Genomic DNA, 26,114 nt, shown 5'->3' on the forward strand with positions numbered 1-26,114 from the left:
CCGCCTGGCACACCGCCTCGATAGCCTGCGCGGCATGATCGACTCATACGCGGGCTCCGGCGATGTTGCAGTCGCGATAGCCGGAGCGCGGGCCGGCGCGGACGTGGTCCGCAGGATGTACGGCCAGCGGCTCAACCACATTGACAAGGGTGCCGGGGACTTTGCCACCGCCGCCGATGTGGCGGCCGAGAAGACGATCCTCGGCATCATCAGTGCCGCACGGCCCGATGACGCGGTGCTCGGCGAGGAAGGCGGGCACCAGGGCGCCGCTGAAGCGGTGCGCCAGTGGTTGGTGGATCCCCTGTGCGGCACTTTGAACTACGCCGTCGGCAACATGCTGGTGGCCGTCAACGTGGCGCTGCGCGATGGGGCGGCGGCGGTGGCCGACCCGTTCAGCGGCGAGGTCTTCTTCACCGACGGGGAGATCGCCTGGGTGCGGCGTGACGGGGCCTACGACGTACAGCTGACGCCCACGCCCGCTACCCGATTGGTGGACGTCAACCTGGATCCGCCGTTCCCGAGTGCGCCGGGATTCCGGGCCGTGGACCTGCTGGCCCACCCTGAGTTCATCGAACGTTTTCGGCCGCGCTTCGTTTCCACGACACTGGCGCTGGCCTGGGTGGCCGCCGGCAAGCGCGCCGCGTATATCACCGACGGCCACGATCTCTCCAGGAGCGTGCATTTCGCGGCCGGCATCGCATTGTGCCGGGATGCCGGCTGCGTCGTCACCGGCATCGACGGCGCCCCGATAGGTGAGACAGGTCGTGGGCTCGTCGTCGCCGCCGACCACGAGACTCACGGGCTGCTGATGTCGATGATGCACAGCCGAAGCTAGCGCTCGTCGCCCCGAACCGGACCGACACCCGAATCCGAGATGCAATGCGGCAGATCATGCAGGTGCTGCTCCTTCCGTTCCCTGCGGGCAGAAGGAGCAGCGGGGGCGGCGCAGGCAGGGTCGGTGGAGTCGGAAGGGCCCGGCTTCTCGTCTGCCTTGGCTCCGGCACGGTGCTCCTTCAGGGCGCGGCCGGTGGCGTTGACGCCGCGTGTTGGGGAGGGGGTGGTCAGAAGGTGAGGACGCCGGCGTGGGCGGTGGAGGGTTGGAGGGTGCGGGTGCCGGCGAAGGTGGCGTCGTAGCCGCCGTTGAGGATGATCAGGGCGAGGCTGAGCACTTCGAGGTGTCGGGCGGTGCCGGTGGCGTCGGTGACCGCGGTGCCCAGGACATGGCCTCCGGTGCTGAAGGTGATGGTCTGGCCCGGGACGGGCAGCCCGGTGACGCTGTCGATCAGCGTGGCGGACAGGAACGGGAAGTGCAGCTGGAGGGGGAAGAGCTGGATCAGGGCGGGGGTGGCGGTCAGTTGGGTGGGATGGACGGGGTTGGTGTAGGTGAACGCGGCGGGCAGGCTCGCGGTTCCGCCGCAGGGGGTGGTGACGGTGACCGTGGCCGCTCCGGCAGCTCCGGCGGGGGTGGTGGCAGTGATCTGGGTCCCGCCCGGATTGACGGCAACACCCGTAGCGGGGTTGCCGCCGATGGTGACGGTGGCGCCGGCCAGGTTGGTGCCGGTGATCGTCACGACCGTGCCGCCGGTCGTCGGGCCCTGGGTGGGACTGATGCCGGTCAGCGTGGGCGCGGCGGTGTAGGTGAAGGCGGCGGGCAGGCTCGCGGTGCCGCCGCAGGCGGTGGTGACGGTGACCGTCGCCGCCCCGACGACTCCGGCCGGGGTGGTGGCGGTGATCTGGGTCCCGCCCGGATTGACGGCAACACCCGTAGCGGGGTTGCCGCCGATGGTGACGGTGGCGCCGGCCAGGTTGGTGCCGGTGATCGTCACGACCGTGCCACCGGTCGTCGGCCCGCACGCCGGGCTGATGCCGGTCAGCGTGGGGACGGCGGTGTAGGTGAAGGCGGCGGGCAGGCTGGCGGTGCCACCACAGGGGGTGGTGACGGTGACCGTCGCCGCCCCGGCGACTCCGGCCGGGGTGGTGGCGGTGATCTGGGTCCCGCCCGGATTGACCGAGACGGACGTGGTGGGGTTGCCGCCGATGGTGACGGTGGCCCCGGCCAGGTTGGTGCCGGAGATGCTCACCACCGTGCCGCCGGTGGTCGGCCCGCAGGTGGGGCTGATCCCGGTGAGCGTGGGGGCCGCGGTGTAGGTGAAAGCGGCGGGCAGGCTGGCGGTGCCGCCGCAGGGGGTGGTGACGGTGACGGTGGCCGCCCCGGCAACACCGGGTGGGGTGAAAGCGGTGATCTGGGTCCCGCCGGGATTGATGCTGAGGACCGTGGTGGGGTTGCCGCCGATGGTGACTGCGGCGCCGGCCAGGTTGGTGCCGGAGATGGTCACCATCGTGCCGCCCGCGGTCGGCCCGCACGCCGGGCTGATCCCGCTGAGCGTGGGGACGGCGGTGTAGGTGAACGCGGCCGGCAGACTCGCGGAGCCACCACAGGTGTGACGGCGACGGTGGCCGCTCCGGCGACTCCGGCGGGGGTGGTGGCGGTGATCTGGGTCCCGGCGAGGTTGTAGAAGACGTTGGTGGCGGGGACGCCTCCGATCGTGACGGTGGCGCCGGTCAGGTTGGTCCCGGAGATGGTCACCATCGTGCCGCCCGCGGTCGGCCCGCACGCCGGGCTGATCCCGGTCAGCGTGGGAACCGCGGTGTAGGTGAACGCGGCCGGCAGGCTCACGGTGCCACCACAGGCCGTGACGGTGACCGTGGCTGCCCCGGCAACACCGGCCGGGGTGGTGGCGGTGATCTGCGTCCCGCCCGGATTGACCGAGACACCCGTGGCGGGGTTGCCGCCGATGGTGACGATGGCACCGGTCAGGTTGGTGCCGGTGATGGTCACCATCGTGCCGCCCGCCAGTGGCCCGCACGCCGGGCTGATCCCGGTCAGCGTGGGAACCGCGGTGTAGGTGAACGCGGCCGGCAGGCTGACGGTGCCACCACAGGTGGCGACGGCGACGGTGGCCGCTCCGGCGACTCCGGCGGGGGTGGTGGCGGTGATCTGCGTACCACCGGGGTTGACCGAGACACCCGTAGCGGGGACGCCGCCGATCGTGACGTCGGCGCCGGCCAGGCTGGTGCCGGAGATCGTCACCACCGTGCCGCCCGCGGTCGGCCCGCACGCCGGGGTGATGCCGGTCAGCGTGGGGAAGGGCGGGAAGACACTGACGTTGCCCGAATTGGAGTTGGTGACGTAGATGTTGCCGTTGGGTGCCACCGCTGCATATTGCGGGTTGGTGCCGGCGGGGAGGGTGGCGACGACGGTGTTGGTGACGCTGTCGATCACCGTCACGTTGCCTGACGGGGACGTAGATCTTGCCGGTGGGCGCCGCTACCGTCTCGTACGGGTTGGTGCCGGCGGGGAGGGTGGTGATGACGGTGTTGGTAGTGCTGTTGATCGCCGTCACGTTGGCCGAGGTGGAGTTGGTGATGTAGACGTTGCCGTTGGGTGCCACCGCCGCCCCGGTCGGCTGGGTGCCGACCGGGATGGTGGCGATGACGGTGTTGGTGGCACCGTTGATCACCGACACATTGGCCGTCCCGCGGTTGGCGACGTAGATGTTGCCGTTGGGCGCCACGTCCAGCGAGTACGGGCTACCGCCGGCGAGAACCATGGCGGTGACGGTGTTGGTGGTGCTGTCGATCACCCTCACGTTGGACGAGTTGAAGCTGGCGACGTAGACGTTCCCGTTGGGCGCCACCTCCACATCGATCGGGGTGGTGCCGACGGGGATGGTGGCGATGACAGCGTTGGTGGTGCTGTTGATCACCGACACATTGTTCGAACTCTCGTTGGTGATGTAGACGTTGCCGTTGGGCGCCACCGCCACCCAGGACGGCTGGCTGCCAACGGGGATGGTGGCGATGACCGTGTTGGTGGCGCTGTTGATCACCGACACATTGGCCGACCCGAAGTTGGTGACGTAGACGTTGCCGTTGGGCGCCACCCCCACCGCGTACGGGGTGGTGCCGGCAGCGACGGTGGTGCACGCCAGCGCGAGCAACGTGCTGGGCATCGCACCCGCCATGGCGGCGCTGGCCACAGCGGGTGACTGGCCTGACAGTTGGGGCATCGCACCGACTGCTGGCGGGAGGGCGGACGAGGCCCCCTGCGGCGGCCACGGCAGATCGTTCACACTCATGAGAACCCCTTCACGAGACGAGCGGGGCCACCCGTGGTTCCGCGCCGCGACATGGGGCGGAACACGGCCTTGTGGCTCTCTCTTCCCGAAAAGGGCACACCGCCGGGCACGCGCGAGCGCACGCCATGGGCCACCCATCTCTGGGGAGGGATGGGCAGCCCACCGGTTCGCCCCCTGTAGCCCACCGCAGCGCCAACGCAGGCAATGGACCTGACAGCGGTTCATCCAAATGGTCCAGCAGATGAACACACCACAGCGATCCACCACCCCCTCACTTCAAAGCGCCACGACATGCGCTCCAGACGCCGGCGCGGCAACCGTTCGAGCCACCCACGTCGGCCGCGGCCAGCAGCCGGCCGGCGCGCGGGGAGTCGCACGGGCAACGCACCTACCGTCAGCGGAGGATGGAGGCGACCGCGAATGCGGCGGTGTCGTGGTCCGCGCCGACACCTACCCCCCGCCCCCGGTGTTCGCGGAGACGTCGCAGATCCCGTACGGGGCCGCGCCGGACGCCCTGACATCTGGCGTTTCCTTAGTCGCCGGAGGGGTCGGGTAGGTGCGGCGCGTTACTGCGCCGCACCACCTCAGAACCGTGCATGCCCCTCGTCCGAGCAGCGTGAGCCAAGATCCGCTCGATGTCCCAGGCATGGTGGGCGGCATCGTGGGCATTGTTGCGCGCCACGTCCTCGGCCCGCTGCACCCCACGATCCGCGTGCTCAAGGGCCACACCCTCCTCCAGCGCGGCGGACACCGAGGTCACCCAGGCGTCGGCCGCCCACCTCAGCGACCACAAAGCACCAGCCAGAGAAACGTCGTTGTAGAAGCGGGCCTGCGCCAGAAGGTCTTGGTCATAGCCGGGGACTTGGCGTGTGCCGGCCAGCCTCGCCCCGGCCAGCCGCTCGGCCCAGTTGCGCAGGTTGTCCGTGACGTGGCTGACGTAAGCCGCGACATTCCACGCCAGGTCCGGATGCCGTTCATCGCCCCGGCGCCCCTTCACCAAGGCCCCGTACCGCGCAGGCAGGTCCTCGACCTGCCCAAGGGCTTCGCGCGGAGTCAACGACCAGTCGAAGCCGCAATCCCGGCAGGGGTTTCCATAGAGACGTGCTCCCCAAAGTTCCATGGGATGCCAATTTACCGAGCCCCACCAGCCACTGATCACCGGCCTGTCGGGCAGTCCCTATGCGGCCACTCCTTCGGCGACATCATCACCACCGAAGTCCCGCTCGGCAGTTCCTGGCGCTCCGGGCGCACGGCTGTTTCACCGGTGGTGCGGTGCAGGAGGCCTCACTGGCGACCGGGCAAACGAGTTGGTGACCGCCGCCGGGCTGCCGTCGCCGGCCGGTCCGCCGGGGAGCGTGCGGTACTCCCCCGGCGTGCCGGTGCGCTTCGGACGGCCGGCCCGCCCGGGCGGTCTGCCCGCCCCCTGAAGGCCCGCGCGGCACGGTGGTCGAATGCCGGCCGAAACGTGCCACGGCCCCTTTTCCTCCTCCGACAGGCTTTCCTCGCAGTGCACTTGAGTCGCGGTTGAGCCGCCCCGGCAGGGCCCGTGCCACACTCGGCCCATGCTCCACAGGCGTGCTGATCAATTCGTGATCGAACGGGCAAGGCAAATACGCAGGGGCCTCACGGAAACACCGCTGATTCCCCTGGCGGACGAGCGGTGCGACCTCGTCGTCAAGCTGGAATTCTGCAATCCCGCCGGAAGTACCAAGGACCGTTCGGCATTGTGGATTCTGGAACAGGCGATCGGTCGCGGGGAGATAACGCAGGACACCACGGTGGTCGAGTCGTCGTCCGGCAATTTTGCGCTGGCCCTGGCTTTCTACTGCCGCCTGCTCGGCATCTCGTTCGTCCCGGTCATCGATCCGAACTGCAACGAGGCGACCGAGGCGCAACTCCGGCAGCTGTGCGCGCGGGTGGAGAAGGTGTCCGTCCGTGATTCGGCGGGCAGTTACCTCAAGACCCGGCTGTCCCGGGTGCAGGAATTGCTGGTCGAACTCGACTCGGCCTATTGGCCCAATCAGTACGCCAATCCGGATGCCCGCGACGCGCATTACCGCTTCACCGCGGGCGAACTCATCGCGCAGGCCGGCCCGCTGGACTATCTCTTCGTCGGCGTAGGCACCGGCGGCACGATCGCCGGGCTCTCCCACCGGATCAAGGAGACGTACCCGGGCTGCGTGGTCGTCGCCGTCGACACCGAAGGCTCGGTGATCTTCGGAGGCCCGCCGAAGAAGCGGCGGATCCCCGGCATCGGCTCCAGCATCGTGCCGCCGCTGTGCGGTCAGGCGCTGATCGACCAGGTCGAGATCGTCTCCGAGGTGCGCGCGGTCGAGGCCTGCGGCGCCCTCTTTGCCAAGTACGGCGTGTACGCGGGCGGTTCGACCGGCAGCTCCTACGCCGCCGTCCAGGACTACTTCGCCCGTCACCGCCCCGGCGCACACCGCCCCCGGGTCGCCTTCCTCGCCGCCGACCGCGGCCATGCCTACGCCCGGACCGTCTACGACCCCACCTGGGTCCAGCAGCTGCGCGCGGAGGCGGCATCGCCCGCCGGCGTCGAAGCCCTGGCCGCCAACTGAAGGAGAACCGTGTCCCCCCTGGCTCCACCGCCCATGACCGTGATCGGCGCGGGCGAGATCGCCGCCGAGACGGACCGCCACCGTCCGGAGCTCGTCGAGGTCGTCCGTGCCGCCTACCTCACGCACGACGCCGGTCAGAGCGCGAACCCGCACAGCTCGTTCCTGCGCTTCCCGCATCAGAGCCGGTCGCGCATCATCTCCCTGCCCGCCTATCTGGGAGGGGAGTTCGAGGTCGCCGGCAACAAGTGGATCGCCAGTTTTCCGGACAACACGCGGCACGGAATCCCCCGCGCCTCGGCGACGCTGATCCTCAACGACTGCGCCACCGGGTATCCGTTCGCCTGCATGGAGTCCTCGATCGTCTCGGCGACGCGGACCGCGGCGTCCGCGGTGCTCGGCGCGCAGACGCTGCTCGGCGCGCGCCGGGCCCGCCGGGTCGGCATCGTGGGCACGGGTCTGATCGCCCAGCACGTATGGCGGTTCCTGCGTGATCTCGACTGGGAGATCGACGGCTTCCGGCTCTTCGACCTCGATCCGGCGGCGGCGGGCCGCTTCGGCGCGGTCATGGCCGAGCACACCGACGCCGAGATCGAGGTCGCCGGCACGGTGGAGGACGCGTTCACCGACTGCGACCTGGTGCTGCTGGCCACCGTGGCCGGCGAACCGCATTTGCACGACCCCCGGCTGCTGGCGCACAACCCGGTGGTCCTGCACCTGTCCCTGCGCGACCTCGCCCCCGAGATGATCCTCGCCGCCCAGAACTTCACGGACGATGTCGACCACGCCGTACGCGAGCGCACCTCGCTGCACCTGACCGAACAGCGCACCGGGAACCGGGACTTCGTCGACGGCACCCTCGGCGACCTGCTGCGCGGGCGGCTGCAGCGGGACCTCGCGCGCCCGGCGGTCTTCTCGCCGTTCGGGCTCGGCGTGCTCGACCTCGCCGTCGGCAAGTGGGTGCACGACCGGGTCGTCGCCGCGGGCCGCGGCCGCCGCGAGAACGACTTCTTCACCGGCGTGGGGGTCTGACGCATGAGCGCCTCGCCCGCCCTGCGCCCCACCGGGGACCGGTACGTCGTCGTGGTGAACGACGAGGAGCAGTACTCGGTCTGGTTCGCCGATCGTGCCCTGCCCGCCGGCTGGACCGCCACCGGCGCGCAGGGCACCCGCCAGGAGTGCCTGGACCACATCGAGGAGGTGTGGACCGACCTGACCCCGCGCTCCGTGCGCGCGTCGACGAGGGCGGCCGACGGCCTCGCGGCGGCCTGGCTGCGCGGGCTCGGCAGCCGCGCGCGCACCGCGCGGCGGCGGCTGTTCGTCTTCCCGCACGCCGGGGCCGGCGCGTCCGCCTACCAACTGGCGGCGCACCTGCCGGACACCGTCGAGGTCTGTACGGTCCAGTTGCCCGGCCGGGAGACCCGGTTCACCGAACCGGCCCTGACGTCCCTGGACGAGGCCGTGGCCGCGCTCGCGCCGCTTCTCGCGGACCGCACCGACCTGCCGTACGCCTTCTTCGGGCACAGCATGGGCTCCCTGATCGCCTTCGAGACCGCCCGGCGGCTCCGGGCCCTCGGCAGTCGACTGCCCGAGCACCTGTTCCTGTCGGGCATGCGCGCCCCCGGCCTGCCGGACCGCGCCCCCCGGCACGCGCTGCCGGACGACGAGCTGCTCGCCACGGCCGAATTCGACGGCCTGGACGCCCAGTTGCAGACGATGCTGCTGCCGTTGCTGCGCGCGGACCTGACGCTGTGCGAGACGTACACGCACCGGGCCGAGGCACCCCTGCCCTGTCCCCTGACCGTCCTGGCCGGCTCGGACGACGACAGCGTCGACGGGTCGGAGCTCGCCGAGTGGCGCGGACACACCACGGCCGCCTTCGCCCTGCACCTGTTCTCGGACGCCCCGCACCTGTACGTGCGCGGCGCGGAACGGGAGCTGGCAGAGATGATCACGCGCACCTTCCCCGCACGGGGCTGAGAAAGGACCGTTCATGGCGCCGACCACCCTCGTCGCACTGTGGGAGCAGCAGGCGGCCGCGACACCCGACGCGGTCGCCGTCGTCGCGGGCGCACACCGCGCCGACTACGCCGACGTGGACCGCCGGGCCACGGCGCTCGCCGCCGCGCTGCGGGCACGCGGTATCGGACCGGAGGACCTGGTCGGCGTGTGTCTCGGCCGCTCGGTCGAGATGGTGGTGGCCCTGCTCGGCATCCTGAAGTCGGGCGCCGCGTACCTGCCCCTCGACCCGAGCTACCCGGCCGACCGGCTGCGGCACATGACCACCGACTCGGGGGCCGGGCTGTGGCTGTGCGACGCGGAGCACCGCGCGCGGGCCCTGGAGTCCGGCGCGGCCGACGTCCTGCTGGTCGACGACCTCCCCGCGGAGCCCGCCGCGCCGGTGGCTTCGGTGGTGGACCCGCACCACCTGGCCTACGTCATCTACACCTCCGGTTCGACCGGCCTGCCCAAGGGCGTGGCCGTGGACCACGCGGCGGTCGCCTCGTTCCTGCGGAGTGTGGCCGAACGTCCCGGCCTCGGGGCGGACGACCGGGTCCTCGCGCTGACCCCGCTGTCGTTCGACATCTCGGTACTGGAGCTGTTCCTGCCGCTGACCCGGGGCGCGACGGTGGTGATGGCCCCGGCCGCCGCCAACACCGACCCCGAGCTGCTGGCCGCCACCCTGACCGAGGCGCGGGTGAGCGTCGTCCAGGCCACCCCCACCACCTGGCGGATGCTGCTGGCGTCCGGCTGGACGGACGGGCACGGCCGGGTGCTGCTGTCGGGCGGTGAGCCGCTCGATCCGCAGCTGGCCCGCGACCTGCTCGCCACCGGCGGCACCCTGTGGAACCTCTACGGGCCGACCGAGGCGACGGTGTGGGCCACCGCCGCCCGCATCGACGCCGTGGCCGACCGGGTCACCGTCGGTACGGCCCTGTCCAACACCCGGCTCCACGTCGTCGACGAGGAGGGGCGGGAGGCCGGCCCCGGAGTCACCGGTGAGCTGTGGATCGGCGGCGCGGGCGTGGCGCGCGGCTACCTCGGCCGGCCCGCGCTGACCGCCGACCGGTTCGTGCCCGACCCGTTCGGGGGCGCCTCCGGGCGCCTGTACCGGACCGGCGACCTCGCCCGGTGGTCCGCCGACGGCACGCTGGAGGTGCTGGGACGCGACGACCACCAGGTCAAGGTGCGCGGCTTCCGCATCGAGCTGGGGGAGATCGAGGCATGTGTGCGCAGCCACCCCCTCGTCGCGGACGCGGTGGTGGTCGTCGACCGCGAGGCCCCCGGCGGCGACCAGCTGGTGGCCTGCCTCGTACCCGCGTACGACGCGCGGAGCGCCTCCGAGGATCTGCCCCGCCAGGTCCGTGACCACCTCGCGCGGCGGCTGCCCGCCCATATGGTGCCCCAGGGCTACGCCGTGCTCGACGCCCTGCCCCGCACCCCCGCGGGCAAGGCCGACCGCGGCGCCGCGCTGCGGATCCCCTACCACCCGGTCCGGGCGGCCGAGCCGGTGCCCGACGACGCCCCGCTGCCGCCGCGCACCGCGGCGGTGTGCCGCGTGTGGGCCGAGGTGCTCGGGCTCGACGACGTAGCACCGTTCGACGACTTCTTCGGCCTGGGCGGCCAGTCGCTCACCGCGGTACGGGCCGTGGCCCGGCTGCGTGCGGAACTCGGCGTGCCGGTCGACGCCCAGGCGGTCTTCGCCCATCCGACGCCCGCCGCGCTCGCCGCGGCCCTGGACGGTGCGGCGCCGGCGGACGACGCGCCGATCCCCGCGGCCGCGACCGCCGAACTCTCCTTCGGCCAGGAGCGGATCTGGCTCTTCGAGCAGCTCAACGACTCCGTGCCCGCCTACCACCTGCCGGTCGTCCTGGGTGTGCCCGGCGGGCGCGTCGACCTGACGCTGCTGCGGGACTGCCTGTCCGCGCTGGTGCGACGGCACCCGGCGCTGCGCACGGCCCTCGTCGACGTCGCCGGCCGGTGCCGTCCCGAGCTTCGCGAGCCGGGACCGGTGCCGCTGCGCCGCACCGAGGTCGCCGAGGAGGACCTGGACGCGCTGATGACCGAGCGGATCCGCGCCCCCTTCGCCCTCGACCGCCCACCGCTGCTGCGCGCGGACGTGCTGAGCACCCCGAGCCGCGACCTCCTGCTGCTGACGATCCATCACATCGCGTGTGACGGTGCGTCGGTCGATCTGATGGTGCGGGAGCTCGGCGAGCTCTACGCGTCTCTCGCCGCCGGCCGCCGCCCCGCCCCGGCCCCGCTGCCCGTGACGTATGCCGACTACGCGGCCTGGCAGCGCGACCGGCTGACCGGCGCCGCGCTGGAGCGGCTGCTCGATCACTGGCGCACCCGGCTGTCCGGCGTCCCCGCCCTGGAGCTGCCGACGAGCCGGCCCCGGCCGGCCGTCGCGAGCCACCGTGGGCGCCGCGAACTGCTGCGCGTCCCGGCCGATCTGGCGCACCGGCTGCGCGCGCTGTGCCGGGCGGAGGGCGTCACCCTGTTCATGGGCCTGCTGGCTCCGTTGCAGGTGCTGCTCGGCCGGTACGCCGACGAGAGCGATGTCGCCGTCGGCACCCTGACGGGCGGGCGACCGCGTCCGGAACTCGACGAGGTCGTCGGCTACTTCGTGAACACCGTCGTGCTGCGCACCGACCTGTCCGGCGATCCGACCTGGCGTGAGCTGCTGGGCCGGGTCCGCGAGGTCGCGCGGCAGGCGTACGCGCACCAGGAGCTGCCCTTCGAGAAGCTGGTGGCGGAGCTGAGCCCGGAGCGGGACCTGAGCCGCAATCCGCTCTTCCAGGTGCTGTTCGCCCTGCACGAGGAGCCGGCGCCCGGTCACCTCACCGAGCTGTACGACCGCAAGGAGCTGGAGGGGCGGCTCGGCACCGCCCGCTTCGACCTCGCCCTCGACGTGACGGACCACGCCGCCGGAGCCGGTGACCTCAGCGTCTCCGTCGAGTACGCCACCGACCTGTTCGACGCGGACTTCGTCCGGGGCCTCGGCCGGCACTTCGTGCGGGTGGTCGAGCAGATGGTGTCGGGCGCGACGGCGCAGCTGTCGGAGCTGGAGCTCGTCCCGGCCGAGGAGCTGCGCGCCCTCTCCCTCGGCGGCCCGGCCGAGCCGCTGCCCGAGCCGACCACGCTGGTCCGCCTGTGGGACCGCCAGGTGCGGACCACCCCGGACGCCACCTGTGTCGTGGGCGACGGCCGGTCGCTGTCGTTCGCCGAGACCGACGCGCGGGCCTCGGCCCTGGCCCGGGAGCTGCGGGCCGGGGGCGTGCGCCCCGAGAGCCTGGTCGGCGTCTGCCTGGAGCGCTCGGTGGAGCTGGTGGTCGCCCTGCTGGGCGTACTGAAGGCGGGCGGCGCGTACGTCCCGCTCGATCCCGGCTATCCGTCGGACCGGCTGCGGTATCTGCTGGCCGATTCGGGTGTGCGCCTGGTCGTCGCGGACCCGGGACACCCCACCTCGGCCCTGTTCGGTGACGGCGTGCGGCTGGTGCCGGTGGACCAGGAGCCCGGGGCGGACCCCGGGCCCGCCGAGGAGGCACAGCCGCACCACCTCGCCTACGTGATCTACACGTCCGGCTCGACCGGCAACCCCAAGGGCGTCGCGATCACCCACGCCAACATCACCGGGTTCCTGGAGTGGAACCAGCGGCTGTGCCGGCTCACCGGGCGGGACCGGGCCCTGCTCAACCACTCGGTGGCGTTCGACAACTCGGTCTGGGAGATCTTCCAGTGCCTGGTGTCCGGCGCCGAACTCCACCTGGCGGGCCCCACCGCCGCCTACGACCCCGAGGAGTTCCTGCGCGAGGTCGCCGAGCGCGGCATCACCACGCTCAACGCGACGCCCTCGCAGATGCGGATCCTGCTGGAGTCCGGGGCGGACCCCGCTCCGCGACTCGCCTCCGTACGCCTGGTGTTCACCGGCGCCGAGGCCGTGCCCCACGAAGTGGCCCGCCGCGTCCTGGCCGCCACCGCGCCGGGCTGCCAGGTCTTCAACGAGTACGGGCCCACCGAGGCGACCGTCACCTCCGCGTTCTGCCCGATCACCGAGGAACTGCTCGACCGGCACAGCCACCGCCCGAGCGTCCCGTTCGGCCGGGCGACCGACAACGCGCACCTCTACGTGCTGGACCCGCAGCTGCGCCCGGTCGCCCCGGGCTGTCGCGGTGAGCTGTACGTCGGCGGCAGCGCGGTCGGCCGCGGCTATCTCGGCAAGCCGGCCCGCACGGCCGGGGCGTACCTGCCCGACCCGTACGCCGCGCGCCCCGGCGCCCGCATGTACGCCACGGGCGACGTGGTCCGGCTGCTGCCCGACGGGAATCTGGTCTTCCTCGGCCGCAACGACCACCAGGTCAAGGTGCGCGGCTTCCGCATCGAGCTCGGCGAGATCGAGTCCGCGCTCCAGAGCCACCCCGCCCTGGCCGACTGCGTGGTGGCCGTGCGCCGCACCCGCACCGGCGTGGACCAGCTGGCGGCCTACCTGATCCCCGAGCACCCCGGCAGGGCGGCTCCGGACCCGGCGGCACTGCGCGCCCACCTGGCGGAGCAACTGCCGCCGTACATGCTGCCGCAGAGCTACACCGTGATCGACGACATCCCCCTCACCCCGAACGGCAAGGTCGACCGGGATGCCCTGCCCGACCCGCGCCCGGCGCCCGACCCCGGCCCCGCCGCCCGCCGGGCCCTCACCAAGGAGCAGCTCCTCGTCGCCGAAGTGTGGCGGGAGTGCCTGGGCGTCGAGGAGGACTTCGGCCCGGGGGACGACTTCTTCGGCGTCGGCGGCACCTCGTTGACCATCACCGCGGTCGCGGGCCGGCTCGGCGAGCGGCTCGGACGCCGGGTCCCGCCGGTCCTGGTCTTCACCCATCCCACCCTCGCGGGCCTCGCCGAGGCGCTGGAGGCGGACACCCGGCCATGAGCCGCGGCACCGGCGCGAGAGCGTCGTGCCGGCCGTGGCCGGTCCGGCGTCCGGCGCGTACGGCCTCACCGGCGGCGGCGCCGGTGAGGCCGGGACGGCGGGCGGGGAACAGCGCAAGGTCGCGGGGCAGGGCCGCGGGTCGTAGGGGCCGCGGGCCGACGGACCGCGGACACGGGAAACGCCGTTCGCCGCCCGGTGTGCGGACGGGCGGCGAACGGCGGGCGGCGTCGGGCGCGGTGCGCATGCGACCGGCGCGGGCGGGCTCAGCCGGCGGAGCCGCCGTCGAGCTGCCCCGCGGGGGCGACGTCCCCGGCCGGCGCGGCCTCGCCCGTGGCCGGGGGCCGCCGGTCGAGCCCGAGCGCCAGCGGTACGGCCAGCACGCTGATCGCGGCGAGGAACACCCACGGCAGCGCCGCCCCGCCCTCCAGCAGCGCGGTGAGCAGCGCCGGGGCGACGGCACCGCCGACCGACCAGGACAGCTGGTAGACGCCCAGATAGCGGCCCCGCAGATGCTCCGGGGCCATCACCACGCTCAGTTCACTGGTCGGCGGCGAGCTGAGCATCTCGGCCACGGTGTAGAGCACCACCGCGACCAGCAAGCCGGCGATCACGGCCCAGCCGGGCAGCACGAGCAGCACGCCGAAGACGGTGAACGCCGCCGCGTTCAGCAGCAGGGCCAGCACCAGCACCGTCACCGGACGGCGGGCCTCGATCCACCGGCTGGCGAGCGTCTGGAGCAGCGCGACCATGACCGCGTTCAGCACCACGATCACGCCGACGATCCAGGCGCCGACGTGGAGGGTGTCCACCGCGTAGACGGCGAGCAGCACCGCGATCACGGTGGAGGCGAAGACGAAGGAGAGATTCGTGGCGACCAGCCGCAGATACCGGGTGTCCTTGAGCACGGCGCGATAGCCGACCGGGGCCGGTGCGGTGGTGTGGCCCGGCGCCTGCTGAAGCCCGGCGGGCTCCGGCTCCGCGGGGACGGCGCCGGCCGGCTCGTGGGGGTCCGCGCCCCGCAGGGTGATCACGAGCCAGCCCGCGACGGCGAAGGTGACCACGTTGGTCGCCATGACCGCCCGCAGCCCGGCGACGGTGCCGATGCTCAGCGCCACCGCGGACGCGGCGCCGCCGAAGCCGACGCCGACGTTGCGCAGGGCACGGACGAAGCCGAACCAGCGGGCCCGCTCGGCGCCCCGGGCCACCAGCACGGTGAGCGGGCTGTTGCCCATCCAGAAGGCGGTGGCACCCAGTTGCACCACGAACTGCCACAGCACGATCTGCCAGACCGCGTGCGAGAACAGGAAGCCGACGAATCCGGCCGCCGAAATCCAGTTGCCCGCGGCGACCACCGTGCGCGGACCGCAGCTGTCCAACAGGCGCCCGACGAAGAGCGGTACGGGCAGGACGAGCAGCTGGCCGACGGTCAGCGCGGTGCCGACGGCGACCAGTGACAGCGCCGTCGTCTTCACGAAGAAGACGACGGTGAACGCCATCACCAGCCCGTTGCCCAGGCTGTCGATCAGGTTGGCCGTGACGAACCGGCCGTTTCCCGCGAGGTCCGGCAGGCCCCAGGCCGTCTGAATCCGCCGCCATGCCGAAAGCTCGGAGGAGTTCCGCGGCATCATCATGTCTCTCTGTCTCTCTACTTCGCCGACTCGGCGGGCGATGCGCTCAGGACGGGCACTTCGCCCCAGACAGGCAGCTCGCTCTGGTGGAAGACGGCCGCGCTGCGCGCACTGGCATGCGCCATGAGGGAGATGACGCTGCCCGAACCTGCCGGCACCATCCTGGCCAAGGCTCCCGCACCACCCTGCGGGGTGTAGAACATGCCGTAGGACGCATGCCATTCCTCGGTCTCCCCGGACAGCGGGTCCACCACGAGCTCCGACCGCGGCCGCACGCGCTGCTGTACGACGCACCCTTCGGCGGCGGCGTTCTCCAGAGCCCGCCGCCACGTCGCGTCGTCCGTCTCCCAGCCCACCACGATGCCGGATCCGCCGCCGCGCGCGTTGGCCTTCAGGATCAACTGCTCGCGCCGCTCCAGGCATTCGTCGACCAGACCGGTGTCGGTCCGGAGCACATCCGCGCTGATCAGCCGGGTCCAGGGCAGCACCCGGTCGATGAGACGGCGCTCGTCCTCGCCGAGGCAGCGCCGTCGCGCCGGGTCCGAAAGCAGCGCCATGCAGGCCTTGTTGGCGAACATGTTGCTGGAGAACGGGGTCCACAGCAGCGTCCCGCCCGCCTGGTGCGCACGCAGCAGGGGCGCGACCAGGTCCCAGCCGTCGGGCTCCCCGGCGATCTGGTCCGGGACGAAGGCGCGGCAGACCACGTCGATCTTCGCGTCCCCGAGGTAGAGCGCCCCGCCGCGTTCGCGCACGTCGGAGACCTCGGCCAGCAGGATGTCGAAGCCCGCCGAGCGCAGCGCGGACCGGAAGTTGCGCCAGAGGTCGCCGTAGTCCTTCATACCGCCGCGCCATTCGAGCAGGGCCACCACCGGCTCGCGGCCCGGCGCCACCCGGGCACCGAAGCGGCGCACCGCCTCCACCACGGCGCGAATGGGATGCACGTAGCCGAGCCGGTTCCGGCGCGCGAAGTCGGCGAAGGCGTCGACCTCCATCATCGCCTCGGAGATCTCACTCACCAGGCCCCAGCCGCCGGACTCGCTCCCCAGATTGGTTTCGAGGAGCTTGAACGACGTGCCGTCGTGGTACATGTCGGCCCGGCCGAAACAGGGTGGCGTCAGGTCACCGAACTGCCGTATCACTTCCCATTGGCCGTCGTCGATGCCGAGCACCGACCGGAATGCCTCCAGGTCGCCGCCGAACATCCGGTCCGGCAAGGAGAAGATCATTTCGAGGAGATGCCGCAGATCGTCGGCGAACTCGCGCATCTCACGCTCCGCGAAGAAGATGGGCCGGGCCACATACTCGCCACGCCACGGTGCGAGCGTCGGATAGTCCTTGACGTACTGGGCGACCCTGGGCAAGCCGCTGCCCGGCGTGCGGAACTCCTCGTTGTACTGGGCCGTTACCCACTCCGCCGACATGCAGTCTCCGCTCCCGCTCGGTGCTGACCGGGCCCCTCGGCCCGCCGCCACCACGCTTTCACCCCGCTCTCCGCCGCGACTCAATTGCGGCTCAATTCTGCGCCGCAATTCTCCGTCAACTCCCGCTGTGGACACCGGACATCCTCGTGGACACTAGAGTGTCCGAACACCCGGAAAAGAAATGGCTCCACAGCCATGGGGTCTTCTGTTCTTCGGTCGGTCATCACCGGCACAAGTTGTTCGGCACACTCAGCGTCCGACCGCGCGGCGAACTCGCGGGCACGGTCGGGCGGAGACAAGGGGAGGCGCCATGACGGTCACCACGGATACTTTCGCCGACGCGCTCGGCGGGCTCGGGGACGCCGAGTGGGACCGGCTCGCCGGCGACAGGTTCTACTCGTCGGCGCTGTGGCTGCGGGTGTGCGCCCTCGAGCCCGGGGCGGTCTCCGGCGGACTGCACGTGGCCACCCCGGGCGGCGGCCGGGCCGCGATCCCGGTGGCGGCGGTGACCGACGAGCCCACCCCCGACCTGCGGTGGCACGAGCTGCTGACCGCGCGCGGCCTGCCGGCGCCCGAGCCGGGCGGCCTGCTCGTCGGCCAGCGCCGCGGCTACCTGGCGCACCTGCTGACCGGTGCGGGAACGGATCGCACCGAGGCCGCCGCCGAGGTGCTCGACGCGGTCCGCGCGCTGCGCTCCCCCCTGCACGAGGAGACCAGCATCTCCCGCGTGGCGATGTACCTGACCACCCAGGACGTGGGGGCGCTGCGCGCGGCGGGGGTGCGGACCGCGCCGGTCGCGCTGACGACCGACGCCTGGATCGAGGTCCCGCCCGGGGGCTACCCCGCCTGGCTGGAATCGCTGTCGGGGCGTCGGGCCCGCAGTGTCCGCAGCGAGGTGCGGAGGTTCGAGAAGGCCGGATACGAGCTGGAGCACCGGACGCTCACCGAGTCCTGGCAGGACGTCGCCCGGCTGCTGGCGCGTTCGCTCCTCCGCTACGGCAGGACGGTCGAGGTGGCCCCGATGGCCGAGTCGTTCCGCATCCAGGGTGAGCTCGCCGGCCCGCGGGCCCAAGTGGTGCTGTGTGCGCGCCCCGGCGAACCGCCCGTCGGCTTCTGCCTGTACTACCGGGTCGGTGACACCGTGTACCTGCGGGCGCACGGCCTTGATCACGACCGGCTCGTCTCAGCCGCCGAGTACTTCAACGTCACCTACTACATGGCGGCGCGGCTCCCGGGGGTGCGCCGGCTGCACGCGGGCGCCGGGACCGCGGAGGGAAAGGCGCTGCGCGGCGCGTCGCTCCGGCCGCTGTGGCTGCTGGACCTGTCCGAGGACAGCCCGCTGACCGGGTACGACGAGGAGATCCGCGCGCACAACCGCGCCCTGCTCGCCGGCCTGCGCGACTCCTCGCCCGTGGTGTCCGCCGCCCTGGACGGCGAGCTCTGGGGACCGTACTGCTGAGGCCGGCCGCCGTCGCGGGACGGGGTCCGCGGGGCCGGCCGGTGTCCGGCCGGCCCCACCGCCGTCCACCCGGTGGCCGGGGCGGGTGCGTCCCCTCGGTCCTCGGGCACCGCACCGTGGGCATCGCCAGGGCCCGCCTCCCCCGTCGAGCTTCCCCGGCCTCGTACGAAGCCGGCACACGCTCGCGGAGAGGCGGGCCCTGGAGGTCTGCGGCGGCCGCTCACACCGCCGGCCCGGCCGGCCTCAGGTCCAACTCACGACCGTTTGGGGATCGGTGAATCCCATGATGAAGGACACCGTCGTGCGGTTGCCGGCGTTGGCGTCCACCGCGTGGACGAAGGCACCGTTGAAGGCGTAGACGTCGCCCTCCCGGATGTCCAGGCGCAGTTCGTCGAAGTCCGCCAGGTCTTCGGCCTGATAGGGCAGTCCCGTCAGCTCGATGCCGAGCGAGCGCCGGGTCGCGTCGTCGGGGCGGAGGTTCCAGATCACCAGCCGTCCCCCGGCCGTGTGCTCGGTGCACATGTTCACCGCGCAGATCTGGTGGTCCAGGACCCGCTGGATCTCGAAGTCGTGCTGACGCGGGTCCTTGCACTGCGCCTCGTCCTCGTGCGGGTCGAGGGAGAAGTCGCCCGCCTTGTCCCACGCGCGGATCAGCGCGGCGCACGCCGAACGGCCGTTCATCCGCGCCACCCGCAGGGCCGCGCCCTCCCGCCGCAGGGCCTCGTCCACGCCGTCACGGAACACGTGCCAGGGCGAGTCCGGGGCGTCGATCACTTCCTGGACGTGCTCGGCGACCGCGGCGGACTCGTCGAGGTAGGTGTCGACGTCCTTGTTCCAGTGGTAGGCGCCGACGTAGTGCGAGGGCTCGCCCTCGCGGTGCTGCCGGGCCGGGCTGGCCCAGAAGCGCTCGGTCAGGCTCTTGCGCGCCGCCGGAGGTATGACGTCCCGGAAGATCACTCCCAGCCTGCGGCCGTGCAGGACGTCCAGAACGAGCTCGTAGTCCAGTTCGCTACGCTCCTCGAAGCGGAAGAACTCCGGATCGGCCTGCTGTCCGCTCAACCGCGTCGTGCTCTGCTGCATCTCTTCTCTCTCTTTCACTTGTACACCACTGCTCTCACGGGGCCCGGGGCGGGGAGAAGGCCGGCGGCTCTTTCCCCCGGGCCCCGGACGCGGAGTGCGGCGCAAAACAGGCCGGGCTCCCGAACGCGCAACTCGCCGGTGGTGACGCACTTCTGCGCGTCACGGCCGTCCGGAGAGGCATACTGGCCGGCCCGGCGGAACTCCCTCGACCGAATTCCTTTTCCGGAATCCATGGGGCCGGGTTCCGACGATCCATGGTGCCGAGCGGTCTGTGCCACCTGCGGCGGGATATCAGAATGCGAGCGCGGCCACGAGGTCGCACTGCGCTTCCGCCAGGGGAATCAGCGGGTTTCTCGCGAGTCTCTCGCGGAGGTGCTCTGCCCTTTCGAGGGACGTATCAGCGTGCCTGTGGAGCATGCGCCGAGTCTGGCACGCATGCGGCCGGGGCGGCTCAATCGCGGCTCAAGTGCGACGCACAGGATTGTCGGGCAAAAGAAAAGGGCTGTTCGACCGTCCACGGCCGTGGACGGTCGAACAGCCTTCAGGCCCACGAGCAGGGCCGGGTCGCCACGGTGCGGTGCGCCGTGGCGTGTGCTCAGTCCTGCTCCTCGTACTCGACGTACAGCGTCCGGGCCAGGTGCTCGCGGTACGCCTCGGCCTCGGCGTCCGACCCGTGGCGGGAGAGGACGATCACCGGGTATCCGGAGAAGTCCGGGTAGGGGCGCAACACCGCGCCGGGGCCCGTGGTCTGCACCAGGTAGTCCACCCGCGGGTCGGCGCGCACCGAGTCCAGGCCGTGTATCTGCTTGATCCGTCCGCCGCTTCCGACCGGCACCTGAAAGGCCGCCGCGTGACCGGCCGGCACCGGCTCCTGACCCCAGCACAGCGGTTCCCGGCCGAGGTGGATGCGCAGCGCGTCGACGGCCATGTCGATCCCGCTGCCGACGTGGGCGAGGTGGGCCATGTAGCCCCCGCCGCCGATGCGCGCGCCCATCTCCAGCAGCACCGGGCGCACCCCGCCGACCAGCCGCAGCTCGGTGTGCGTGGTGCCTTCCGTGACACCGAAGGCGTGGTGGGCGCCGATCACCTCCGCCTCGACCGCGGCGAGTATCTCGGCGGGCAGCTGGGCGGGCGCCCGCAGCGTGGTCTCCTGGAAGTAGGGCCCCGTCAGCTCGCCCTTCCAGCTGACCGCGCAGACCCGTACCTGCCCGTGGTACACGAGGGATTCGGCGGAGATCTCCGGACCGTCGAGGTACTCCTCGACCAGCACGCCGGCTTCCGGGGCCAGGCCGTCGTCGGCGCCCACATGGGCCTCGACGAGCTTCCAGGTGTGGGCCACGGCCTGTTCGAGGGCGTCCTTGTCGTCCACCCGGATCACGCCGAAGCTGGAGTGGCCGTTCGCCGGCTTGACCACGACGGGGAACCGCAGGCTCAGCGCCTCGGTCCAGTCGTCCAGTTCCTCGACGACCACGAAGCCGGGCGCCCCCAGCCCGGCCTCCCGCAGGTGCCGGCGCATGCTGCGCTTGTCGCGCACCGCGGTCGCCGCCTCCTCGGTCAGGCCGGGCAGGCCCAGCTCCCCGGCGGCGCGCGCCACGAACGGCACGGCCTGCTCGTTGCCCGCCATGATCCCGTCGAAGGGCTCCTGCCGGTAGCGGTCGGCGAGCGCGGCCAGCGCGGCCTCCGCGTTGCCCTCGATGTCCAGCGGCAGCACTTCGACCACCGCGGCGGCCCGCCGGGCGGACTCCTCCGTGTCGTCCCCCCGGGGGACGAGGATCACGTCGATGCCGGCCCGCTCGGCGGCCTCGAACACCCAGGGGAACGTGGACAGTTGGCCGACGAGGACGAGCTTCGGGCGTGGTGACATGCGGTTCTCCAAGATTTCGGCTGCGTAGGGGGTCTGCACTGCGGAACGCCTCGCCGCTGAGCTGGGCGTTGGGCCCCGATCCGGCGGGGCGGCGGCCCGCGCGACGCGCCGGCGACGCGCGGCACGGCGGGCATGATGGTCCTGGCGCCTCGACCGTCAGGCGGAGCACATGACGGGCGCGCTGCTCGGCCGCACCGCGAACGGGCGGGTCCCCAGCTCCCATGCGTAGGAGAACCGGCCGTCCACGCACGGGTGCTGCGCGCGCAGCAGGTAGCTCTCCGCCAGCTCCTCCAGGAGGTCCTCGGCCCGCTGGCCGCTGATCCCGAGGGTCGTCGCGACCAGCGCCGGGGTGAGCCGGTCGGGGACCCCGGGAGACAGCAGCGCGTGCGCCAGGGGCCGCATCTCGGCGGGCAGCGCCGCGAACGTCCGGTCGAACCCGGCCCGCACGCCCAGCGCGTCGCCGTCGGCGCCCCCGGACGCGAGGACCCAGGCGGTGGCCTGCCGGGCCGTCCAGTGCGGGCGGCGGCGCAGCTGCGCGGCGACCGCGAAGAGCACGCCCGGCAGCCCCCGGCACAACCGGGCCAGCCGTCGCAGCCCCTCCGGGTCCATGGTGCTCCAGTGGCTCGGCACGGAGGACGCCAGCAGGTGCAGACAGTCATCGAAGGGCAGTCCGGCCAGTTCGACGTGGACCGCGGACGAGGAGACGAACAGCCGCCGTCGGCTGCCGATCACCACGCCGCAGCCGGTGCCGGACGGCAGCAGCGGCGTCACGTCCCGTACGTCGCACACGTCGTCGAGCACCACCAGGACGCGCAGCTCGGCCGTCCAGGTACGGAACAGCAGGCTCAGGTCGTTCGTGCCCAGGCGCAGCTGCTCCTCCGTCGCGCCGAGCCCGCGCAGGAACGAGCGGAGGATCTCGGCGGACCGCACCCGCCGGCCGGCGCCGTCCCGCAGCCGCGCGTAGAGCCGTCCGTCGGGGTAGTGGCCGCTCACCTGATGCGCGGCGTGCAGGCACAGCTCGCTCTTCCCGGTGCCGGGGGCGCCGCCGACGATCACGAGCGGCCGGTCCTCGCGCGCCGGGCCGGCCAGCGCGGCGGTCAGGCGCGCCAGCTGGCCGGCGCGTCCGGCCAGCCGCTCGCGCGGGGCGGGCAGGTGGCAGGGCGCCCGGGTGGCGGCGGTCACGGCCGTGAGCCGCCCGGCGGGACGCAGCAGCGCCTCGTTCGAGGTGAGTACGGCCGTGTGCAGGGACTGGAGCTGGGGCGAGGGGTCGAGACCGAGCTCGGCGGCGATCCGCTCGCGGGCCCGCCGGTAGACCTGGAGCGCCTCCGCCCGCCGGTCCATGCGGTAGAGGGCCGTCATCAGATTGCCCTGGGTCCGCTCGTCCGTCGGCTCCCGCCCGGCCATCGAGGTGAGTTCGGCGAGTACCTCGTGGTGCCGGCCGAGGTGCAGGTCGGATTCGATCCGCAGGTGGTGTGCGCTGGTGCGCAACTCCTTCAGGCGCAGCGCCTCGGCCCGCAGGGCGGGTCCCTTGCGTACGTCGACCAGGGCGTCGTCCCGCCACAGCCGCAGTGCCGCGGCGGCCGTGTCGCGGGCGCGGGCGAAGTCCTCGTCACGGAACTCGGCCCGGGCCCGGTCGAGCAGCGGCTCGCACCGGAAGACGTCCACGTGGTCGGCGGGCAGCGACAGCTGGTAGCCGCCGTCGACCGTGCCCAGCAGCGGCCCGGCCGCCCGCACCGCGCCGCCGCTCCTCGGATTGCCGAGCGAGAAGCGCTTCCTGAGCTGGTACACATACGTCTGCAACGCGGTGTGCGCGCTGGCCGGCGGGGAGTCGTTCCACAGCTCGTCCATGAGTTGCTCGAAGGGCACCACCCGGCCCGCGTTCAGCACGAGCATTGCCAGGGTCTGACGTACTTTCTGGGCGGCCGGCGCCAGGTCGACGCGGTCATCGTCCCCGTAGGCCTGGAGCGGCCCGAGAAGGTTGATTCTCATGAAATTCGCCCTGTCTCATGTTCGTTCGGTCCTCGTCGCACCGGCCGGCGAAGCCACCGCCCGGACCCGGCCACCGGATCCGGGCGGTGCGAAGGCGCCCGGCCGCCCGGTGTCAGGAACTCCCGGACCCGGCTCCCGCGGCCAGCGTCGGGTGGTGGCGGGCCACGATGTCGGGGAAGGAGCGGATCAGCCCCTTCATGACGTTGTCGCCGTAGAGGGCGAACAACGGGTTTCCGGCCACGTCGATGACTCCGCCGGCGCCCTCGACATAGGGGCTGGGCAGGGGCTGCATCGTGGCGTCCAGCCGGGGGTTGTAGAAGAAGGGGATGGAGTAGCGGTCGACGCCCGGGGCGGGCCGGATCACCCGGTGCTTGGTGGCGCGCAGGTAGCCGCGCGTCGCCACCTCCAGCAGCTCTCCCAGGTTGACCACGAACGCCCCCGGGATCACCGGCACGTCGGCGAACCGGTCGTCCTCGACGGCGACCTGGAGGCCGCCGTTGTCGTCCTGGACGAGCAGGGTGAGGAGGCCGAGGTCGTTGTGGATGCCGGTGCCCTGGCCGGAGCCGTCGTCATCGCTCTGCTCCGCGGGGCCGGGGTAGTGCAGGAGCTTGAGGTGGATCTGCGGATCCGGAGCGACCACGTCGTCCAGGAACCCGGCGGGGGCGTCCAGCGCCTCCAGCATCAGCCGCAGCAGCCGATGCGACAGGTCGGTCAGCCGGGTGATCCACGACTCGATGGCCGGACGCAGCTCGGGCATCGCCTCGGGCCACTCGTTCGGGCCGATCAGGCACCGGTAGGCGGGATCGCCGGGCGCCGGCGGGCTCGCGGGCTGCTCCGGTCCGATGTCCAGCTGCAGGCGCTGGTCGGGAATGCCCTTGGTGTGTTCGCGGCCGAGTTCGGAGTAGCCCCGGAACAGCGGCGAGTCGAGGATGTTCAGCGCGAGCCGGTCGGCCTCGGGCAGGGCGAAGAACCTGCGGGTGAGTTCGAGCATGTCGTCGGCGTCCTCGATGCCGTGGCCGACGAGCTGGAAGAAGCCGATCTCGTGCACGGCCTCGCGCAGCCGGTTCAGGAACTCTGCCCGGGCTTCGTCCGTACCGGCGGCGTCGCGGAGGTCGAGCACGGGAAAGGTGTCGGTCATGGAAGTTCCTTCGAGTCGCTGGTCCGGTAGGTCGTCGGATCGGTCACACCGGCGTCCCGGAAGGCTTCCTGCCGCTCCGTGCAGGCGGCGCATCGGCCGCACTGCAGGGTGCCGCCGCGGAAGCAGCTCCAGGTGTCGGTCCAGGGGACGCCGAGTTCCTCGCCCAGCGACACCACATCGCTCTTGCGCAGCCTGACCAGCGGCGCCGTCAGGTTCAGGTCGGGATGGGCGTAGCCGCGGGTCGCGATCCGCTCCATGGCGAGGAAGGAGTCGATGAACGCGGCGTTGCTGTCGGGCGCGGCCTGCAGGTCGTCGACCACCCCGACGGCCACCGCCTCCGCCTGCTGGGCGACGGCGACCGCGAAGGCGACCGACAGCAGCAGGGCATTGCGGTTGGGGACGACGTTCGGGCTCGTGCCGGACGCCCCGTCCGCGTGGTCCGGCTTCTTGTGATCCGGTACGTCGACGGCCGGGTCCGTGAGCGAGGAGCCGCTCAGGAGCCTGCCGACGGGGCTGAGATCGACGATGTCGTGCGACGCCCCGAGCGCGCCGGCCGCCTTCGCGGCGAACTCGTGCTCGACGAGATGGCGCTGTCCGTAGTTCACGGACAGCAGGTGGAGGGTGTGCCCTTGTGCCCGGAGGTGGTAGGCCATGGTGACCGAGTCCAGGCCTCCGGACACGATGGCAACAGTTTTCGGCATGCGTCGCCTTCCGGCTGAAGGAAAGAAGGGGAAGAGCAGTACTCAAGGGGCCAGGACAGCGGTGCGCTGTGCACGCAGGCGGGCGGTGGACGTCCGGGCGTCCGTCACGCCGCCGGCGTGGCCGGGACGCGCAGCCGGGTCGCCCGGCGGCCCTTGCGGTAGGTCAGTTCGACCTCGGGCCGCGGACCGTCCAGCCTCGTGGTGACGGTGCGCTCCTCGCTCCAGCCGACCAGGCGGTACTCGTTGTCGCCGAGCGCCACCAGCGGGAAGAGGTGGTCCTGGGGAGACCGGATGGCAAGGCCGGTGCCGGTGTCGACGAGGTGGAAGGTGACCTGCGGCTGCGGGCCGGTGAGCGACCCGAACACCTCTATCTCCAGCAGGTGCGCCGGCGCGTCGAACGAGCACCGTGCGGCTTCCCGCTCCCGGTCGGTGGTGGCCACGGCCGGACGGTTGTAGAGCACCTCCGGACCGTCGAAGTAGCCGGCCCAGTCAGCCGGAAAGAGCCGTGCGAGCTCCGGGGTGACGAGCACGTCCACGACGAGGTGCACCCGATGCTCGGGACCGAGGTTCTGGATCTGGTGCTTGCGGCTGAAGTCGCCGAACCAGAACTCACCGGGCTGCCAGCGGTGGATCTCTCCGTCGAGGTCCAGCGAGGCTTCCTCGTGGGTGGTGACCGGGATGTGCAGCCGGGCCACGCCCCAGTCCGGGGCGAACTTGGCGTCGTTGTGGCGGTATCCGACGACGCCGGGTCCGAGATCGAGGAACCGGACCGCGTAGAGGGGGGCGGGGATCGAGCGCAGGACCTCCCGCACGTACGGCATGTGGTCCAGCCACTCGGTGTCGGCGTATTCCGCGCTCCCGGGGCCCCCCGGGTCGGTGCGCGTCTTGTCACCACCAGGGCTGCGCACCGGGAGGCAGCGCCAGTCCTGCCCGGCCCACCGGGACACCCGCCCGTTCTCGTGCGAGCTCTGCTCGTCCCACAGGTGGTCGCGCGCCGTCATGAGGTCGGCCAGCAGCCGGTCGGCGTCCAGCGCGGGGAGCAGCCGGGCCGCTCCCGCGGGCGTCATGGAATCGTCCACGTTCATCGTTGTCCTTTCATGTCGACCGGGCCGGGGCGCCGGTGCCGCGACCGGCGGCCCGGTGACGCGCGGGCGGTCGGCCCCGCTCCGGATGAGCCGGCGGGGCCGCTGC

17 protein-coding genes and 2 pseudogenes are annotated in these 26,114 nt (G+C 72.2%); 7 read left to right on the plus strand and 12 right to left on the minus strand.

Annotated features, from left to right (window positions below):
* Positions 1 to 34: 34 nt before the first annotated feature.
* Positions 35 to 835, plus strand: a complete 801-nt coding sequence (locus IEY78_RS15950) for an inositol monophosphatase family protein (protein WP_189098726.1) — start codon at positions 35 to 37, stop codon at positions 833 to 835.
* A 226-nt stretch (positions 836 to 1,061) separates the two neighbouring features.
* Here IEY78_RS15950 and IEY78_RS34440 read toward each other — a convergent pair whose 3' ends face one another.
* The 4 genes and pseudogenes from IEY78_RS34440 to IEY78_RS15960 form a co-directional block, all read right to left on the minus strand.
* Complete coding sequence (locus IEY78_RS34440; RefSeq protein WP_229699979.1) at positions 1,062 to 2,339, minus strand: IPT/TIG domain-containing protein; 1,278 nt, start codon at positions 2,337 to 2,339, stop codon at positions 1,062 to 1,064.
* A complete protein-coding gene (locus tag IEY78_RS34445) occupies positions 2,333 to 3,289 on the minus strand; it encodes an IPT/TIG domain-containing protein (RefSeq protein WP_229699980.1) in 957 nt (318 codons plus the stop codon). Before IEY78_RS34445 ends, IEY78_RS34440 begins: the two co-directional genes overlap by 7 nt.
* Before the next feature lie 214 nt (positions 3,290 to 3,503).
* Positions 3,504 to 4,364 (minus strand): annotated as a pseudogene (locus IEY78_RS35160) (YncE family protein); the annotation flags it as partial.
* Between the two features lie 307 nt (positions 4,365 to 4,671).
* The gene (locus tag IEY78_RS15960) at positions 4,672 to 5,259 is read right to left on the minus strand and encodes a hypothetical protein (RefSeq protein WP_189098730.1); all 588 of its coding nucleotides are present in this window, start codon (positions 5,257 to 5,259) and stop codon (positions 4,672 to 4,674) included.
* Between the two features lie 184 nt (positions 5,260 to 5,443).
* On the opposite strand from IEY78_RS15960, the pseudogene IEY78_RS34450 reads away from it, so the two are divergent.
* From IEY78_RS34450 to IEY78_RS15980, 5 genes and pseudogenes are all read left to right on the plus strand, one after another.
* Positions 5,444 to 5,566, plus strand: a pseudogene (locus tag IEY78_RS34450) (DUF2071 domain-containing protein); the annotation flags it as partial.
* Positions 5,567 to 5,701: 135 nt separating this feature from the next.
* On the plus strand, positions 5,702 to 6,718 hold the full coding sequence (gene sbnA / locus IEY78_RS15965) for a 2,3-diaminopropionate biosynthesis protein SbnA (RefSeq protein ID WP_189098732.1): 1,017 nt from the start codon (positions 5,702 to 5,704) through the stop codon (positions 6,716 to 6,718).
* Positions 6,719 to 6,751: 33 nt separating this feature from the next.
* Positions 6,752 to 7,747 carry a 2,3-diaminopropionate biosynthesis protein SbnB gene (gene sbnB, locus IEY78_RS15970; RefSeq protein ID WP_189098833.1) on the plus strand — a complete coding sequence of 332 codons (996 nt, stop codon included), beginning with the start codon at positions 6,752 to 6,754 and terminating at the stop codon, positions 7,745 to 7,747.
* Positions 7,748 to 7,750: 3 nt separating this feature from the next.
* Positions 7,751 to 8,695: a thioesterase domain-containing protein gene (locus IEY78_RS15975; RefSeq protein ID WP_189098739.1), complete on the plus strand. Its 945-nt coding sequence runs from the start codon at positions 7,751 to 7,753 to the stop codon at positions 8,693 to 8,695.
* Between the two features lie 13 nt (positions 8,696 to 8,708).
* Positions 8,709 to 13,643, plus strand: coding sequence for a non-ribosomal peptide synthetase (locus IEY78_RS15980; protein ID WP_189098742.1), 4,935 nt, complete (start codon positions 8,709 to 8,711; stop codon positions 13,641 to 13,643).
* Positions 13,644 to 13,906: 263 nt separating this feature from the next.
* On the opposite strand, the gene IEY78_RS15985 is transcribed toward IEY78_RS15980, so the two are convergent.
* Positions 13,907 to 15,274 (minus strand): MFS transporter, encoded by a 1,368-nt coding sequence (locus IEY78_RS15985; protein ID WP_229699982.1) that lies wholly within the window; start codon positions 15,272 to 15,274, stop codon positions 13,907 to 13,909.
* Positions 15,275 to 15,288: 14 nt separating this feature from the next.
* Positions 15,289 to 16,692 carry a hypothetical protein gene (locus tag IEY78_RS15990; RefSeq protein WP_189098744.1) on the minus strand — a complete coding sequence of 468 codons (1,404 nt, stop codon included), beginning with the start codon at positions 16,690 to 16,692 and terminating at the stop codon, positions 15,289 to 15,291.
* Between the two features lie 310 nt (positions 16,693 to 17,002).
* Between IEY78_RS15990 and IEY78_RS15995 the strand changes: the two genes are divergently transcribed.
* A complete protein-coding gene (locus tag IEY78_RS15995) occupies positions 17,003 to 18,151 on the plus strand; it encodes a GNAT family protein (RefSeq protein ID WP_189098746.1) in 1,149 nt (382 codons plus the stop codon).
* A gap of 243 nt (positions 18,152 to 18,394) precedes the next feature.
* On the opposite strand, the gene IEY78_RS16000 is transcribed toward IEY78_RS15995, so the two are convergent.
* The 6 genes from IEY78_RS16000 to IEY78_RS16025 all read right to left on the minus strand — a co-directional run bounded on the left by IEY78_RS16000 (position 18,395) and on the right by IEY78_RS16025 (position 26,008).
* Positions 18,395 to 19,231, minus strand: coding sequence for a 2OG-Fe(II)-dependent halogenase WelO5 family protein (locus tag IEY78_RS16000; protein ID WP_189098748.1), 837 nt, complete (start codon positions 19,229 to 19,231; stop codon positions 18,395 to 18,397).
* Positions 19,232 to 19,826: 595 nt separating this feature from the next.
* On the minus strand, positions 19,827 to 21,095 hold the full coding sequence (locus IEY78_RS16005; protein WP_189098750.1) for an ATP-grasp domain-containing protein: 1,269 nt from the start codon (positions 21,093 to 21,095) through the stop codon (positions 19,827 to 19,829).
* A 156-nt stretch (positions 21,096 to 21,251) separates the two neighbouring features.
* Positions 21,252 to 23,084 carry an AfsR/SARP family transcriptional regulator gene (locus tag IEY78_RS16010; RefSeq protein WP_189098752.1) on the minus strand — a complete coding sequence of 611 codons (1,833 nt, stop codon included), beginning with the start codon at positions 23,082 to 23,084 and terminating at the stop codon, positions 21,252 to 21,254.
* A gap of 112 nt (positions 23,085 to 23,196) precedes the next feature.
* Positions 23,197 to 24,222 carry an isopenicillin N synthase family dioxygenase gene (locus IEY78_RS16015; RefSeq protein WP_189098754.1) on the minus strand — a complete coding sequence of 342 codons (1,026 nt, stop codon included), beginning with the start codon at positions 24,220 to 24,222 and terminating at the stop codon, positions 23,197 to 23,199.
* On the minus strand, positions 24,219 to 24,923 hold the full coding sequence (locus IEY78_RS16020; RefSeq protein WP_189098756.1) for a 7-cyano-7-deazaguanine synthase: 705 nt from the start codon (positions 24,921 to 24,923) through the stop codon (positions 24,219 to 24,221). The genes IEY78_RS16015 and IEY78_RS16020 overlap by 4 nt, the downstream gene beginning before the upstream one ends.
* Positions 24,924 to 25,027: 104 nt before the next feature.
* Positions 25,028 to 26,008, minus strand: coding sequence for an aspartyl/asparaginyl beta-hydroxylase domain-containing protein (locus IEY78_RS16025; protein ID WP_189098758.1), 981 nt, complete (start codon positions 26,006 to 26,008; stop codon positions 25,028 to 25,030).
* Between the last annotated feature and the right edge of the window lie 106 nt (positions 26,009 to 26,114).

This window comes from Streptomyces kronopolitis (assembly GCF_014646275.1).
Taxonomy (GTDB): Bacteria; Actinomycetota; Actinomycetes; order Streptomycetales; family Streptomycetaceae; genus Streptomyces; species Streptomyces kronopolitis.